Source organism: Bradyrhizobium sp. ORS 285 (assembly GCF_900176205.1).
Lineage (GTDB): Bacteria > Pseudomonadota > Alphaproteobacteria > Rhizobiales > Xanthobacteraceae > Bradyrhizobium.
Map to the genome: position 1 here is coordinate 2,879,363 of NZ_LT859959.1, position 14,945 is coordinate 2,894,307.

A 14,945-nucleotide genomic window follows, 5' to 3' on the forward strand; every position below is an offset into this window, starting at 1 on the left:
CTCGGGAAAGCGAGCACAGGTTGGCGGAATGACTTCAGCCGGCGAAGCTCTTTTTGATTTCGGCAGCGACGGTGGCGGCGTTCTCGTCGAGCACGAAATGGCCGGCGTCGAGCCAGACGAGACGGGCGTCGGGCAGGTCGGCGAGGTAGGCCTCGGCGCCGGCGGGGACGAAAAACGGATCGTTCTTGCCCCACACGATCAACGTCTTCGGGCGATGGGTGGGGAAGGCCTGATGCCAGCTGTCGTAGAGCGCGACGTTGGTCTTGTAGTCCTCCAGCAAGTTCAGATGTGCCCGATCGTGGCCGGCGCGGTCGAGCAGCGCCTGATCGTGCGTCCAATTGTCGGGACTGACGGTTTCGACATTGCGGGCGCCGACCTGATACTGGTACTGGCTCGTTTCGGCGGACAGCAGCTCGCGGGCGGCGGCCTCGCTGGCGGCATCGCGCTTCTCCCATAGCGGCAGGAAGATCTGCGCCGGCATCTCGCCCACACCTGCCATATAGGCATCGGCGCCGCGGCGGTCGGAGCGGGCTTTCGCTGATGATAAGCGCGATAGCCTAGAAATCGATAGTCTTAGAGGCAAAGGTTTGGATGAACTCGATCTCAAGATAAATCAATCGATTGAGGAAGTTGCCGAGGCACGACGTATATTTTTGTTCAAAGAGACCTTCTGGGTTCTGTCAAGAGATAAGTTCTATCATTTTCGATTTGGGAGCAATGATGCTTTGATTGCGCCAATCCAGTCGCGGATTTCATTTGTCGCACCGCCGGCTCGCGTCTTGTCGGCCGTGGGGGGGCCTGCAGGGCTAATTGTTGAGTCCGACGATGATGTCTATTTCTTGCACAGGTATAGGTGGCAAAAGTTGATTTCAGAACCTGTTCATTCTGTTAGAAGCTACCTGAGTTCAAAGCGCTATAGGAAGCTTGTGACTGCAGTAGCTTCGGACAGAGTCGAGCTCGCGGCCCATTTGTAGTCAAGATCAATTGAATGACGGTGACGCGGCGCTTGTCACCATGAGCGGGTGCTCCGTACCCTGAGCTGCAGGTGGACTATGAGCCGCGGGCTCTTGGAGAGGATAGATGCTGCGCCTCGGCACTGCTTCGTTGTTGCTCAGAGACTGGATGATCATCTGCCCGACGGGCAATCCTCGCATGCCCCGCATGCGCCAACTGCCCGTCGTGCCAGTTTGTCGTGCACGTCTCTCTTGCCACGTCGGGCAAATCACCTGCACATTTCCGCGCATCCCGGCTCGCTGAAGAGGGACGTTTCGCGATCGTCATGAAGCGTCGAGCCGGAGAGGCGACGGGCGCGTTGCTCCGCAGCCGGGTGTCACAGCCCGCGCCGACGAACGGAGCGAGGCGACGGCGAAATGGTGTGGTCCTGGTCTCCCGACGCTGAGACCAAGCCGGTGGTCATGATGATCCGCTGGTGACGGGGGCAAGACAGCCGGTCCCCGGGGAGAGCTCCTATTAGTCGCAAAACCGTCGCGCAGGGAAGGCCGGATATTGGGCTGAACCTGTGGTTCTGCCGCGTGCTTGTTTGCTGCACGCGGACCGCGGGTGTCAGCCGATACCCGGTCTTCCCTGCGCCTCTTCTTCCGTAGGAGAGGTTCATTTGAGGACACAACTCGGGCGCAGATCGCCGCGAGATCGCGAAGCCATGCCTGGTGTCAAAACCGTGGAGAAGGGGCGCATTACGATGTCATGCCGTGACCCGCAGGGGCGGCCGGCCGGCGCCCGGACCTCAATGGCTCATCCGGAACAGGTTGCGCACGGCGGGGCGCCATTCGCCCGTCATGGTGTATTCGAGCCCAAGGCGCGCACCGCAGGCGATCGCCAGCATGGTCAGCGGCGCCGACAGCGCCAGCGTCGAGAAGGCCGACAAGCCCTGGCCGATGGTGCAACCCATCGAGAGGATGCCGCCGGTGCCCATCAGGAGCGCGCCGGTCATGTGACGCTTCAGCTCGCGCGCGTCGTCGCAGGCTTCCCAGCGAAAGACGCGCGAGAACATCGCTGCGACGAACGAGCCGAGGATGACGCCGGCGACCGAGCCGATCGCAAAATCGGCGTGGCTGCCCGAGAGCGTGGCGATGTAGAGCAGGCTGTTGCCGAGCGGGGCAACGAAGGTGAGCGAGGCCACCCGCTCCGGATCGAAATCGTCCTGTCCAAGCCATCCCGTGGCAAACCAGCCGAAGCCGACCGCGCCGCCGACCGCGAGCCCGGAGAACAGCAGTCGCGGCGATTTCAGCAGCCGGCCGTCGGCCAGCGCCCAGGCCGCCAGCGCGACCGCCGCGAGGGAGACCACAATCGGCCGGGCGTACGACCCGAGTGCGGGGGACAGCAGCGCGTCCATGCCCTGGGTCATCGCGTCAGGCAGACGCACGGACAGCGGCTCGATCAGGCCGACGCGCATGAAGCCGATGAGCCCGCGCATCGCCGCCAGCGCCGAAATGCCGAGCACGAGGAACACGACGATGGCGCGCAGATCGCCGCCACCGATGCGCACCAGGGTCCCGAAGCCGCAGGTGCCGACCAGCGCCATGCCGATCCCGAACAGCAGGCCGCCCAGGATGGCGCCGCCGAGCGGAATGGAGGAGGTGAGATAGATCGAGCGGGAGAGATCGACCAGGCCGAAGCTGGCGAGCAACTGGGTCGCGACCAGCGCTATGGCGGCGGCCAGGGCGAAGGATTTGAGCCGCCGCGTGTCGGCGCCGAAGAACGCATCCTCGAGCATTGCGAGCGTGCAAAAGCGCCCGGCGCGGCCGGCGACCCCGAGCACGGCGCCGGCCAGCAGTCCGCATATGAACGTCAAAGCTGACGGACCGAGCATGCCTCCCCGATGTCCTTGTTCTTGTCCGGGCGATTGTGCGCCAGGATCGACGGCGAAGCCAGATCTCTTGCCACGGCGGCTGCCGGCGTTCGCGCCCGCCCTTTGCGCGTGCGTCCGAGGATGCCGCAGCGCAGAGCGATGGTCAGCGACGACGCTTGCGGACCGGCTCGCAGAACACGTCGTAGATCGCGGTCAGGATCTTGCGAACGTCCTCGCTGGCGAGACTGTAGTAGATCGTCTTGCCGTCGCGCCGCGTCGTCACCAGCCGGTCGAGCCTGAGACGGGCGAGCTGCTGCGAGACGGTCGACTGCCGCTCGCCGAGGAACTGCTCGAGCTCAGTGACGGATTTCTCACCCTCGGAGAGGATGCACAGCAGCAGCAGCCGGGACTCGTGGGACAGCGCCTTCAGCATTTCGCTGGCTTCCCGCGCCTTCTCGATCATCTGCTCGAGCTCGGCGGAGGTTTCGATGTCCTTCATCTTCGGCAGCGGCATGAATGTGGAATCCTCGATCGTCGGTCAGGAGCGGGCCGGCGTCCCGCTTGTAGCATTTATGATGCGGCCGAGCAGCCCAAAGAAGAACGCATCGCCCGGATAGCCGCGGATCCGGCCGATCTCGCGGCCCTGGTCGAGCACCACGAAGGTCGGCGTGAAGGCGCCGGGATCGATGCCGGCGAGATCCGCCGGCAGCTTCTGGGTAAGGTCGACCCGTCGCAAGGGAAGGGCGCGCCCTTCGTCCGTCTTGGCATAGATCGGCGCGATCTCGGCATTGAACCGGGCGCACCAGCCGCAGCCGGGGCGCTCGAACATCACGAGCTCGGAGGCAGGGAGCGGGGACGACAGGCACAGCAGAGCGATCGCCACCGAGGGCAGCGTTGCGAGCCTGCGAAGTGTGATTTGACCGGACATGCCGCCATCCTCTCTGGACTTGCCAGCCAATCTATCATTAAATTCGAATATGTACTAGTGCGCGATTTCCGAAGCCTGCCGTCCGGGCCGGGTCCGCAGCGCTGGCCCCAGGGGAGGATCGATGGATCTCGACGTCACGCTCGGCGCTGCGCTCGTCGCCGGCCTCCTGTCGTTCCTGTCACCCTGCATTCTGCCGCTGGTCCCGCCGTTCCTGTGCTACATGGCCGGCGTCTCGGCGGCCGATACGATTGCCGAGGGCGGCGTGGTCCAGCGGCGGCGGACGGTGCTGACGGCGCTGTGCTTCGTCGCCGGCTTCTCGCTGGTGTTCATAGGCCTGGGGGCGACAGCCTCCGTGTTCGGGCGCTTCATCGCCGGTCATATCAGTCAGCTCGGAATCGTCGCGGGACTCGTCATCGTCGCGATGGGGTTGCATTTCCTCGGCGTGCTCAGGATTCCGCTGCTGTACCGGAGCGCGACGATCGATGTCGGCCGCAAGCCCGCCGGCCTGCTCGGTGCATTCGTCATGGGACTGGCCTTCGCCTTCGGCTGGACGCCGTGCGCGGGGCCGGTGCTCGCCGCCGTGCTGATGATGGCCGGTGCCGAGGCGACCGTGGGGAAGGGCGCGCTGCTGCTCGCGGCCTATTCGGTCGGAACGGGAATCCCGTTCCTGATCGCGGCGGCTTTCACGGGACAGTTCATGACGATGCTGAAGGGGATCAAGCCGCATCTGCCCTTGGTCGAGAAGACGATGGGCGGCTTTCTCGTCCTCACCGGCGTGGCCTTTCTCGCCGGTGTCATTCCGGAGATGTCGCAATGGATCTTCGAGCGCTTTCCCTCGCTCGCCACCATCGGCTGATCAGCCATAGCGAAAGTCGAGCAGGTTGACGAAGGATTGCAGCTCGATCTCGTAGCGATGCACGAGGCCGACATCGCCCGCGTGTGCAGCGCGGCCGATCTCCTGGGCGCTCGCGATGGCGCCGTCGATCAGGCGGCGAAATTCGGCCTGGCTCGCGACGTCGGGCGCGGCGAGGCCGTTGCAGCGCTGCAACTGCGCGCGCAGCGCGGCGCCGGCCTCGCCGACCTCGCCAGGCGTAGCCTTGGGCGATGCGAACCGCACTGCGACGTTGCGCAACGCGGTCATGACGGGAGCGAGCGCGAACACGCAGTCGCTGAGCTCGATCACACCCGCATCGCGCCTGACCGCGTGGATCGACTCGCGCAGCGCGGCGATGTCCGCCGCCGCGCGGGCGCCATCACCTGCGGTCAGCGCCGCGTCGGCCTTGCCCAGGCGATCGTTGCCGCCGGCGATCAGCCCCGCAAGCGATGTGTCCGAATAGGGGGCCACCGCGCGCTCGGTCACTCCGCCGAGCCTTGCCCACGCCCGCCGGGCATCGTCCAGCTCGATCTGCGCGAGGCCAATATTGCCGGTGCGCGCATAGCTCGCGGCCGCGCGCAGACTGGCCATCGCGGCCGGCATCAGCGCCGCGATGTCCGCTTTCTCCGCGGCATGCAGATGGACGCTTGGGGCGAGACACGACAGTACGAGGGACAGGATGATGGCGCGGCGCAGCATCGAATGTCCTTTTCACATTTTCTTATTCGAATATGGTGTATCGAAGTTCGAGAGGTTTGGCAAAGCGCGCGGGCAGGCTCATGACTTCGACTGGGACGATAACGCGGCGCGATCTCTTTGCCATGCTGCCCGCCGCGACCATTCTGGGTGCCGTGCCGCCGCTGGCGCGCGCCGATGCCGTGCTCGGCGACGACGGGCTCTATCATCAGTCGTGGTTTCTCAACAGCTTCCTCGATCTCCGCGAAGATCTCGACAGCGCGGCATCAGAAGGCAAGCGGCTCGCGATCATGTGGGAGCTGCGCGGCTGTCCCTATTGCCGCGAAACGCATCTGGTGAACTTCGCCGATCCTGCCATCACCGACTACATCCGCGCGAACTTCGAGGTGCTGCAGCTCAATCTGCTCGGCGCCCGGAAGGTGACCGATTTCGACGGCAAGGAGCTCACTGAGAAGGAGCTCGCCGAGCGCTACGCCATCAGGTTCACGCCGACCTTCCAGTTCTTTCCGCCGTCCGCCGACGGTGTCGCCTCCAAGGAGCCGCTCGCGCGCGAGGTGGCGCGCGCGCCGGGCTATCTCCAGCCGCCCCATTTCCTCGCGATGTTTCGTTTCGTGCGCGACAAGGCCTATGAGCGCGGCACGTTCCGCGACTATCTCGCCGCGTCCAAAGGTTGAGTGCACTGCCGTATCGAATTCTGTTGACTTCAATCACATTATCAAATCATAATTTATGAATATGAAGAGCCGTAAGTTCGTCGCATCATCAGGCGAGGGGAAGCCTCGTCGGTCAGGGTGGAAACATGCGCCGTTTGATTCCGGCCGCCTTGTTCTGCGCGTTGCTTTCCGCGACCGCGCGAGGCGACGAGCCGATCACGCTCGATGTCGTAGATTGCGCCATTCCGAAATCACTGACGGGCACGCCCGGCAATGCCGATGCCGGCAAGAAGGTCTTCCTGACGCGGACACTCGGCAATTGCCTGGCCTGCCATCAGGTGTCTTCGCTGAAATCCGAGGAGTTCCACGGCGAGTTCGGTCCGTCGCTCGACGGCGTCGCGACCCGCTACAACACGGCACAGCTGCGCCTCATCGTTGCCGATCCCAAGCGGATCTTCACCGATACGGTGATGCCCGCCTTCTACAAGAACGACGGTCTCAATCGCGTGCGTCCCGAGTTTGTCGGCAAGCCGGTTCTCACCGCCGCGCAGGTCGAGGATGTCGTGGCCTATCTCGAAACATTGAAATAACCGCCTCTGGAGGATGATGCATGGGCGCAATCAACAGACGACAGGCATTCCTTCTCGGCGGCGGTTTCGTCGCCTTGACGGTGCTGCCGATGGCCGCCAACGCCGAGCCGAGCAACGACGCGGCCGAGATGATCAAGAAGTTCACCGGCGGCAAGGAAGCCACGAAGGGCAAGATCACGCTCGATCTGCCCGAGATCGCCGAGAACGGCAACACCGTGCCGCTCGCGCTCTCTGTCGAGAGCCCGATGACGGCTGACAACTACGTCAAGGAGGTGCTGATCGTGGCCGACGGCAATCCGAACGCTGGCGTCGCGACGCTGATGTTCACGCCGATGTCCGGCAAGGCCGAGGCCTCGATCCGCATCCGCTTGGCGCAGACCCAGAACGTGATCGCGGTCGCCAAGATGAGCGACGGCTCGCTGTTCACCGAGCGCAAGACCGTCAAGGTCACCATCGGCGGCTGCGGCGGCTGACACAGGGGAGAGAAGACATGGCAGACAAGCCGCGGATCAAGCTTCCGAAGGAAGCCAAGAAGGGCGAGATCATCCAGATCAAGACGCTGGTCTCGCATCTGATGGAATCGGGCCAGCGCAAGGATGCGCAGGGCAAGCCGATCCCACGCAAGATCATCAACAAGTTCGCGTGCGAGTTCAACGGCAAGCCGGTGTTCTCCTGCGTGCTGGAGCCGGCGATCTCCGCCAATCCGTACATCCAGTTCGACGCGAGGGTCGACGAAGAAGGCACCTTCAAGTTCGCCTGGACGGATGACGACGGCTCGGTGGTGACGGCCGAGGAAAAGATCGCGTTGAAGGCCTGACCGGTTGCGTGTGATCGCTACGGGGAGTGACGGATGTCCATTCGCTACGGTTCTCTCGCTGTCCTGGCCACGGCCGCGCTGACCCTCTCGGTCATTGCGGTGTTCGGCCAGGAGGCGGAACGGAAGGGCATTCCGGCGCCTCCCGGCCACGTCTTCAAGACCATCATCTCGGGCTATCAGTTTCGCACCAAGGAAACGCGCGCACTCCAGGATGACGACCTGGAGAACCCGGGCTTTCTTGCGGTGGAGCGGGCCGCCGACATGTGGAAGACGGTCGAGGGCAGCGAAGGCAAGTCGTGCATGAGCTGCCACGGCGAGGCGGAAACCACCATGAAGGGCGTCGGCGCCGCAATGCCGAAATGGAGCGAGAAGCTCAACAAGCCGGTCAATCTCGAGCAGCAGATCAACATCTGCCGCAGCGAACACATGAAGGCGCAGCCTTGGGACTTCAGGTCCAAGGAGCTGACCGACATGACGACCTTCGTTCGCTTCCAGTCACGCGGCATGCCGGTGGCGGTGAAGACCGATGGTCCGATGTCGCCGTGGTTCGAGAAGGGCAAGGAGATCTACTATACCAGGGTCGGCCAGCTCGATCTCGCCTGCGCCTCCTGCCACGAGAAGAACAATGGCAAGTTCATGCGCGCTGACTTCCTCAGCCAGGGCCAGACCAACGGCTTTCCGACCTACCGGCTGCGAGATCAGCGCCTGATCCCGCTGCACGAGCGGTTCGAGGGCTGCATGTTCGACGTCCGCGGCGTTCCCTACAAGCCGCTGTCCGATGAGTTCCTCGCGCTCGAGCTCTACGTCGCCTGGCGCGGCATCGGTCTGCCCGTCGAGACACCGTCGGTCCGCAACTAGCGGACACAAGGATAGACATCATGATATCGCGTCGCGAATTCGTTCAGGTCGCATTGGCGGCGGCTGCCTTGTCGGGCGGCACGTCCCGCGCCTTTGCGCAGCAGAAGCTGACCGAGAAGGAGCTTCTTGCGTTCGATCCGGTCGGCAATGTCACGCTCGTGCATGTCACGGACATTCACGGCCAGCTGATGCCGCTGTATTTCCGCGAGCCGTCGACCAATCTCGGCGTCGGCGACGCCAAAGGCCAGCCGCCGCATGTCACCGGCAAGGATTTTCTCACCCGCTTCGGCATCGCGCCGGGCTCGTCGTCGGCCTATGCGCTGACCTCCGAGGATTTCGAGGCGCTCGCCAAGACCTATGGGCGGATCGGCGGGCTCGACCGCGCGGCCACCGTCATCAAGGCGATCCGCGCAGAGCGCGGCGACAAGGTCGTGCTGCTCGACGGCGGCGACACCTGGCAGGGATCCTGGACGTCGCTGAAGACACGCGGCCAGGACATGATCGACTGCATGGCGCTGCTCAAGCCCGATGCGATGACCGGGCATTGGGAGTTCACCTACGGCACCGAGCGCGTCAAGCAGGCGGTCGATGGTCTCGGCTTTCCGTTCCTCGGGCTCAACATCCGCGACACCGAATGGAGCGAGCCGGCGTTCGAAGCCTCAACGATGATCGAGCGCGGCGGCGTCAAGATCGCGGTGCTCGGCCAAGCCTTCCCGTACACGCCCGTCGCCAATCCGCGCTGGATGATTCCGAACTGGTCGTTCGGCGTGCGCGAGGAGGATGTTCAGACCCAGGTCGACAAGGCGCGCAAAGACGGTGCGGGTCTGGTGGTGCTGCTGTCGCACAACGGCTTCGACGTCGACCGCAAGCTGGCGAGCCGCGTCAAGGGCCTCGACGTCATCCTCACCGGTCACACCCATGATGCGCTGCCCGAGGCGGTCAAGGTCGGCAAGACCTTGCTGATCGCCTCGGGGGCGTCCGGCAAGTTCGTCTCGCGACTCGATCTCGACGTTGGGGATGGCGAGGTCAAAGCCTATCGTTACAAGCTGATCCCGCTGTTCTCCGACGTGATCACGCCTGATCTGGCGATGGCCGCCAAGATCGCCGAGGTGCGCAAGCCGTTTGCCGCCGATCTCGGCCGCGCGCTGGGACGGACCGAAACGCTGCTGTACCGTCGCGGCAATTTCAACGGCACGTTCGACGACCTGATCTGCCAGGCGCTGCTGCAGGAGCGCGACGCGGAGATCGCGCTGTCGCCGGGCTTCCGCTGGGGCACCAGCGTGATGCCGGGCCAGGACATCACCTTCGAGGACGTCACCAACGCCACCGCGATCACCTATCCGGCAGTGTATCGCATGGGCATGACCGGCACGCGCCTTAAGGAGATCATCGAGGACGTCGCCGACAATCTGTTCAACGTCGACCCCTACTATCAGCAGGGCGGCGACATGGTGCGCATCGGCGGCATGTCCTACGCGATCGACGTCAACAAGCCGCAGGGGCAGCGCATCTCCGACATGCGCCTGATCAAGACCGGCGCCGCGATCGACCCGGCGCGCGAATATCAGGTCGCCGGCTGGGCCAGCGTCAATGAAGGCACGCAGGGGCCGCCGATCTGGGAGGTCGTGTCGAGCTATCTGCAGCGCCAGAAAACCGTGCGTCTCGAGCCCAACCGGGCCGTCAAAGTCTCCGGAGTGTGACGACGGTGTCCAAGGACAAATCTGTTTCCTCAGCCCCGCGCGCGTCGCGTCGCGGCTTCCTGACCGCGGCGGGCGGCCTCGCGGCCACGGCGCTGGCGTCGCAGGCCCGTGCCGGCAACCCCGCCAAACAGCCGCCGAACGTGCCGGAATGGACGCGCACCCTCGGCGAGGGCGTGGCCGTGCGCCCCTACGGCAAGCCGTCGAAGTTCGAGAAGGATGTCATCCGCCGCGATGTCGAATGGCTGACGGCCTCGCGCGAATCCTCGGTCAGTTTCACGCCGCTGCATGAGCTGGAAGGCATCATCACGCCGAACGGGCTGTGCTTCGAGCGCCATCACGGCGGCGTCGCCGAGGTCGATCCGGCCGATCACCGGCTGATGATCCATGGGCTGGTCGAGCGTCCGCTGTTGCTGTCGCTCGACGAGCTCAAGCGCTATCCGCGTGTCAACCGCATCCACTTCATGGAATGCGCGGCCAATTCCGGCATGGAATGGCGCGGCGCCCAGCTCAACGGCTGTCAGTTCACCCATGGCATGATCCACTGCGTGCAGTACACGGGCGTCTCGCTGCGCACGCTGCTGGAAGAGACCGGCGTCAAACCCGGCGGCAAATGGCTGCTGGTCGAGGGCGCCGACTCCGCATCGATGGATCGCAGCCTGCCGATCGAGAAGGCGCTCGACGACTGCATCATCGCCTACAAGATGAACGGCGAGGCGCTGTATCCCGAGCAGGGCTATCCGATGCGGCTCGTGGTGCCGGGATGGCAGGGCAATCTCTGGGTCAAATGGCTGCGCCGCATCGAGGTCGGCGATCAGCCCTGGCATACCCGCGAGGAGACGTCGAAGTACACGGACCTGCTGCCGAACGGCAAGGCGCGGCGCTTCACCTGGTCGATGGATGCGAAGTCGGTGATCACGAGCCCGAGCCCGCAGGCGCCGATCAAGCACGGCAAGGGCTTTACGATCGTCTCGGGCCTGGCGTGGTCGGGCAACGGCAAGGTCAAGCGCGTCGACGTGTCGCTCGATGGCGGCCGCAACTGGTGGCCGGCGCGGATCGACGGCCCGGTGCTCGATAAGGCGCTGACGCGCTTCTACTACGAGTTCGACTGGAATGGCGAGCCGCTGCTGCTGCAGTCGCGCGTGCAGGACGAGACCGGCTACGTGCAGCCGTCCAAGGCCGAGCTGCGCAAGGTGCGCGGCTACAACTCCATCTATCACAACAATGGCATCCAGACCTGGCATGTGCAGGCAAACGGTGAGGTCGAGAATGTCGAGGTCGCCTAAGCTGATTGTTGCAGTCGCGCTCGCCACACTCGCGGGCTCGGTCGCGCTCGCCGGCGGTCCGCGCGAGAAGATCGCGGCCAAGACTGAGGCCAAGTCCGAGACAAAGACGGAGGCCAATGCGCCGCAGCGCTTCAACATCGGCCGCGCGCCGACGGTCGAGGAGATCCGCGGCTGGGACATCGACGTGCGGCCGGACGGGCAGGGCCTGCCGGTCGGCAAGGGCACTGTTGCTCAGGGCGAGAAGCTGTTCATGGACAATTGCGCCAGCTGTCATGGCGAGTTCGGCGAGGGCGCCGGCCGCTGGCCGGTGCTCGCCGGCGGCAAGGGCTCGCTGACCTCGGACAATCCGGTCAAGACGGTCGGTTCGTACTGGCCCTACGCCTCGACCTTGTTCGACTATGTCCGCCACGCGATGCCGTTCGGCAGCCCGCAGTCGCTGAAGGTCGACGAGTACTACGCCCTGGTCGCCTATGTGCTCTATCTGAACGACGTCATCACCGATCAGAACTTCGAGCTGACCGACAAGAACCTCGCCACCATCAAGATGCCGAACGAGGCCGGCTTCATCATGGACGACCGGGCGACCAGCGAGAAAGCCTTCTGGCAGAAGGACCCGTGCATGAAGAACTGCATCGCGCCGGTCAAGATCACCGGACGTGCGACCGCCGTCGACGTCACGCCTGAGGACAAGGACGGCAAGCCGCGGGGCGTCGAGTGATGATGGCCGGATGCAGCCGCCGCCAGATGCTGTTGGCGGCCGCATCCGTCGTGCTCGCGACAAGCGGGCCGCTTCCATCGCCGCCGCAGCCGAGCCGCACAGGCTCGCGCTGCAGATCAGCGATGAGGATCCGGCCAAGATGCGCGCCGTGCTCGACGTCGCCGCCAATATCTCCCGGCACTATTCGGGAGAGGGCGACGAGGTCGAGATCGTGGTCGTGGCGTTCAATGGCGGCCTCGACATGCTGCTGGCGGACCGTTCGCCGGTGAAGGAGCGGGTGCTCGGCTTCGCCAAGTCGATGCCCAATGTCAGCTTCATCGCCTGCGGCAACACCCTGGAGACGCTCGCGAGCAAGGAGGGCCGGCAGCCGCCGCTGCTCGACGGCGTCACTGTCGTCAAGACCGGGGTCGCGACCCTGCTGGAGCTGTCGGAGAAGAACTGGACGATCGTGCGTCCGTGAAGGAATTTGCGATGCGCTGGTGGCTCGCTCTCGTTGTCTGTCTCGTTGCCTCGGCCGCGCTCGCCGCGGAGGAGCCGCGCGAGCTCGTGATCGGAGGCCGCACGGCACTCGCTACGCTCCGGCTGCCGGCGCAGTCGGAGCCGGACGTGCCGCTGGTGCTGATGACGCACGGCACGCTCGCGCACAAGGACATGGAGACGATCCAGGGACTTTCGAAGGCGCTGGCGGAGCGCGGCATCGCTTCGCTCGCGCACAACCTCGTGCTCGGGCTCGATCGCCGCGCCGGCATGTACGACTGCGCCAAGCCGCATGACTACGCACCGGACGATGCGATCGAAGAGATCGCCGCCTGGCTCGCCGAGGCGCGCAAGACAACGTCCCGGATCTTCGTGCTCGGGCATTCGCGCGGCGCCAATCAGCTCGCGCGCTATCTGGTGGCCAACCCGAAAGCCGCGATCGCAGGCGCGATCCTGCTGGCACCGGCTACGGCGGGCATCGAAGCCAGCCTGAAATCCGCCTATGCGGAGAGCTACGGCCAGCCCTTGGCGCCGCTGCTCGACAAGGCTGAAGCCGCTGTGTCCGCAGGCCGTGGCGGAGACTGGATGTCGGTGCCGGGCTTCATCTATTGCCGCGAAGCCAAGGTGACCGCGCGCGCCTTTGCCGCGTTCTATCGCACCGACCGGCGCCAGGACACTGCGGCGCTGATCGCCGATGTGAACCTCCCGGTCCTGGTGCTTGCGGCCGCGCAAGACAAGACAGTGCCGGACGTGGCCGCCTCGTTCGCGCCGCTGGCCGCGCGCGCTGGCAGTCGTGTCCGGCTGGAGACGATCGACGACGCCGATCATTTCTTTCGCGATCTTGCCGCCGAGGATGCCGCGGATCGCATCGCAGGATTCATCGCAGCCGCGCGTTAGGAGTAACTGATGGAACGACGATCTCTAATGCAAGCCGGGCTTGCCGGCCTGTTCGGAATGTTGGGTGTCGGCAGCGCCCGGGCCGCGACGGAGTCTCCGCGCCAGCGCGTCGCCTATCATCTCGCCGACCAGGATCGCGCGCTGTTCGTGCTCGGCAATCTCCAGAATCATGTCGACGGCACCGGCGGGCCCGGTCGCGCCGACATTCGGCTGGTGATCCACGGGCCGGGCTTGCGCGCCTTTCACGCCATCTCGGCCGACCAGACCATTGCGGCTCTGGCCGAGCGGCTGATGAAAGCCGGCGTTGGCTTCGATGCCTGTGCCAACACCATGAAGGCGCAAGGCGTGAAGCTCGACAATCTCTTGCCCGGCTTCGCGGTGGCGGAGAAGGGCGGGGTGGTACGCCTCACCGAGCTGCAACAGAGCGGATATGCCTATCTGCGCCCGTGACGGGCGCGTATGTCGCAGCCGATGCCGCCCGGCGCGTTGAGCGGCAGACAGAACGACGAGAGCGCCCGTGCTCACCGCATTGATCGACCTGTTGGGTGAGGAGCTGGTGTCGCTGCTGTGCGGGCTTGCGGTCGGCGGCGCGTTCGGCTTCTTCGCCCAGCGCAGCCGCTTCTGCCTGCGGGCGGCGACGATCGAATTCGCGCGCGGGCAGGGCGGGCCGCGTCTGGCGGTATGGCTCCTCACCTTCGCCTCGGCGCTGCTCGGCACCCAGGCGCTGGTGGCGATGGGCCTGCTCGATGTCTCCGAGGCGCGCCAGCTGGCGCAGCAGGGCAGCATTTCCGGCGCGATGATCGGCGGCACTCTGTTCGGCTGCGGCATGATCCTGGCGCGCGGCTGCGCCAGCCGGCTGCTGGTGCTTTCGGCCAACGGCAATCTGCGGGCGCTGCTGTCCGGCCTGATCTTCGCGGTGACAGCGCAGTCGGCCTATCGTGGCCTGCTCGCGCCGGCACGCGAGTGGCTCACCAATCTCTGGCTCGTCGACGGCGGGCCGTCGCGCGACATCATGAGCCTGTTCGGCGGCGGCACGCCCGAGAAGCTCGGCTTCGGCATGTTGTGGTTCGTGGCCGGGCTCGCCGCGGTGTCGAAGTTTCAGGTCGGCGCGAAGGTCCTGCGCTCGGCCGTAGCCGCGGGCGCTGCAGTCGCCGTGGGCTGGCTGCTGACCTATCAGCTCGGCCAAGCCTCGTTTGCGCCCGTCCCGCTCAAAAGTCTGACCTTCAGCGGCCCGTCCGCCGAGCTCCTGATGCAGGTGCTGGCCAGCCCGCAACTGAAGCCCGGCTTCGACCTCGGCATCATCCCGGGCGTCTTCATCGGTTCGTTCGTCGCCGCCGCGCTGGCCCGCGAGCTCAATCTCGAAGGCTTCTCCGACGGCCGCGGCATGCGGCGCTATCTGATCGGCGCCGTCCTGATGGGCTTCGGCGCAATGCTCGCCGGCGGCTGCGCCGTCGGTGCCGGCGTCACTGGCGCGTCCGTGTTCGCGTTGACGGCTTGGATCGTGCTCGGCGGCATGTGGGGCGGGGCTGCCATCACCGATTTCGTTGTGGATCGCTGGATGTTTGCCGCCAAGCCGGCGGCAAACGATATGCAGAGCGCTGCATCGACGAAACTATCATAGATTATCTTACGGCAACTCGGCGAA

Annotated in this window: 17 protein-coding genes and 1 pseudogene; 13 read left to right on the forward strand and 5 right to left on the reverse strand. The window is 65.2% G+C overall.

Going from position 1 to position 14,945, the window contains the following annotated elements:
- Positions 1-34: 34 nt before the first annotated feature.
- The 4 genes from BRAD285_RS13025 to BRAD285_RS13040 all read right to left on the reverse strand — a co-directional run bounded on the left by BRAD285_RS13025 (position 35) and on the right by BRAD285_RS13040 (position 3,737).
- Positions 35-499, reverse strand: a complete 465-nt coding sequence (locus tag BRAD285_RS13025; protein ID WP_244422237.1) for an alpha/beta fold hydrolase — start codon at positions 497-499, stop codon at positions 35-37.
- Between the two features lie 1,245 nt (positions 500-1,744).
- Positions 1,745-2,830 carry a YeeE/YedE family protein gene (locus BRAD285_RS13030; protein ID WP_006614313.1) on the reverse strand — a complete coding sequence of 362 codons (1,086 nt, stop codon included), beginning with the start codon at positions 2,828-2,830 and terminating at the stop codon, positions 1,745-1,747.
- A 142-nt stretch (positions 2,831-2,972) separates the two neighbouring features.
- Entirely contained in the window at positions 2,973-3,323 is a 351-nt protein-coding gene (locus tag BRAD285_RS13035; protein ID WP_006614312.1) for a helix-turn-helix transcriptional regulator, read from the reverse strand.
- 24 nt (positions 3,324-3,347) lie between these two features.
- Positions 3,348-3,737, reverse strand: coding sequence for a hypothetical protein (locus tag BRAD285_RS13040; protein WP_006614311.1), 390 nt, complete (start codon positions 3,735-3,737; stop codon positions 3,348-3,350).
- Between the two features lie 121 nt (positions 3,738-3,858).
- Here BRAD285_RS13040 and BRAD285_RS13045 point away from each other — a divergent pair, with 121 nt between their 5' ends.
- Positions 3,859-4,593 carry a cytochrome c biogenesis CcdA family protein gene (locus BRAD285_RS13045; protein WP_006614310.1) on the forward strand — a complete coding sequence of 245 codons (735 nt, stop codon included), beginning with the start codon at positions 3,859-3,861 and terminating at the stop codon, positions 4,591-4,593.
- Here the strand turns inward: BRAD285_RS13045 and BRAD285_RS13050 are convergent, their stop codons facing one another.
- Positions 4,594-5,310 carry a hypothetical protein gene (locus BRAD285_RS13050; protein ID WP_006614309.1) on the reverse strand — a complete coding sequence of 239 codons (717 nt, stop codon included), beginning with the start codon at positions 5,308-5,310 and terminating at the stop codon, positions 4,594-4,596.
- 122 nt (positions 5,311-5,432) lie between these two features.
- Between BRAD285_RS13050 and BRAD285_RS13055 the strand changes: the two genes are divergently transcribed.
- The 12 genes and pseudogenes from BRAD285_RS13055 to BRAD285_RS13110 all read left to right on the forward strand — a co-directional run bounded on the left by BRAD285_RS13055 (position 5,433) and on the right by BRAD285_RS13110 (position 14,921).
- Complete coding sequence (locus tag BRAD285_RS13055; protein WP_006614308.1) at positions 5,433-5,981, forward strand: thioredoxin family protein; 549 nt, start codon at positions 5,433-5,435, stop codon at positions 5,979-5,981.
- A gap of 125 nt (positions 5,982-6,106) precedes the next feature.
- Entirely contained in the window at positions 6,107-6,550 is a 444-nt protein-coding gene (gene soxX / locus BRAD285_RS13060) for a sulfur oxidation c-type cytochrome SoxX (RefSeq protein ID WP_006614307.1), read from the forward strand.
- A 20-nt stretch (positions 6,551-6,570) separates the two neighbouring features.
- Positions 6,571-7,023: a thiosulfate oxidation carrier protein SoxY gene (soxY, locus tag BRAD285_RS13065; RefSeq protein WP_006614306.1), complete on the forward strand. Its 453-nt coding sequence runs from the start codon at positions 6,571-6,573 to the stop codon at positions 7,021-7,023.
- A gap of 17 nt (positions 7,024-7,040) precedes the next feature.
- Positions 7,041-7,367: a thiosulfate oxidation carrier complex protein SoxZ gene (gene soxZ, locus BRAD285_RS13070; protein WP_006614305.1), complete on the forward strand. Its 327-nt coding sequence runs from the start codon at positions 7,041-7,043 to the stop codon at positions 7,365-7,367.
- A gap of 33 nt (positions 7,368-7,400) precedes the next feature.
- Positions 7,401-8,225 carry a sulfur oxidation c-type cytochrome SoxA gene (gene soxA, locus BRAD285_RS13075; protein WP_006614304.1) on the forward strand — a complete coding sequence of 275 codons (825 nt, stop codon included), beginning with the start codon at positions 7,401-7,403 and terminating at the stop codon, positions 8,223-8,225.
- 20 nt (positions 8,226-8,245) lie between these two features.
- Positions 8,246-9,925: a thiosulfohydrolase SoxB gene (gene soxB, locus BRAD285_RS13080; RefSeq protein ID WP_006614303.1), complete on the forward strand. Its 1,680-nt coding sequence runs from the start codon at positions 8,246-8,248 to the stop codon at positions 9,923-9,925.
- A gap of 5 nt (positions 9,926-9,930) precedes the next feature.
- Complete coding sequence (gene soxC, locus BRAD285_RS13085) at positions 9,931-11,208, forward strand: sulfite dehydrogenase (protein WP_006614302.1); 1,278 nt, start codon at positions 9,931-9,933, stop codon at positions 11,206-11,208.
- Positions 11,147-11,926, forward strand: coding sequence for a c-type cytochrome (locus BRAD285_RS13090; RefSeq protein ID WP_006614301.1), 780 nt, complete (start codon positions 11,147-11,149; stop codon positions 11,924-11,926). The genes soxC and BRAD285_RS13090 overlap by 62 nt, the downstream gene beginning before the upstream one ends.
- A 26-nt stretch (positions 11,927-11,952) precedes the next feature.
- A pseudogene (locus BRAD285_RS13095) lies at positions 11,953-12,386 on the forward strand (hypothetical protein).
- A gap of 11 nt (positions 12,387-12,397) precedes the next feature.
- Positions 12,398-13,300 carry an alpha/beta hydrolase gene (locus BRAD285_RS13100; RefSeq protein WP_006614299.1) on the forward strand — a complete coding sequence of 301 codons (903 nt, stop codon included), beginning with the start codon at positions 12,398-12,400 and terminating at the stop codon, positions 13,298-13,300.
- 9 nt (positions 13,301-13,309) lie between these two features.
- On the forward strand, positions 13,310-13,750 hold the full coding sequence (locus BRAD285_RS13105) for a DsrE family protein (RefSeq protein WP_035648154.1): 441 nt from the start codon (positions 13,310-13,312) through the stop codon (positions 13,748-13,750).
- A 67-nt stretch (positions 13,751-13,817) separates the two neighbouring features.
- Positions 13,818-14,921, forward strand: a complete 1,104-nt coding sequence (locus tag BRAD285_RS13110) for a YeeE/YedE family protein (protein ID WP_006614297.1) — start codon at positions 13,818-13,820, stop codon at positions 14,919-14,921.
- Positions 14,922-14,945 lie beyond the last annotated feature (24 nt).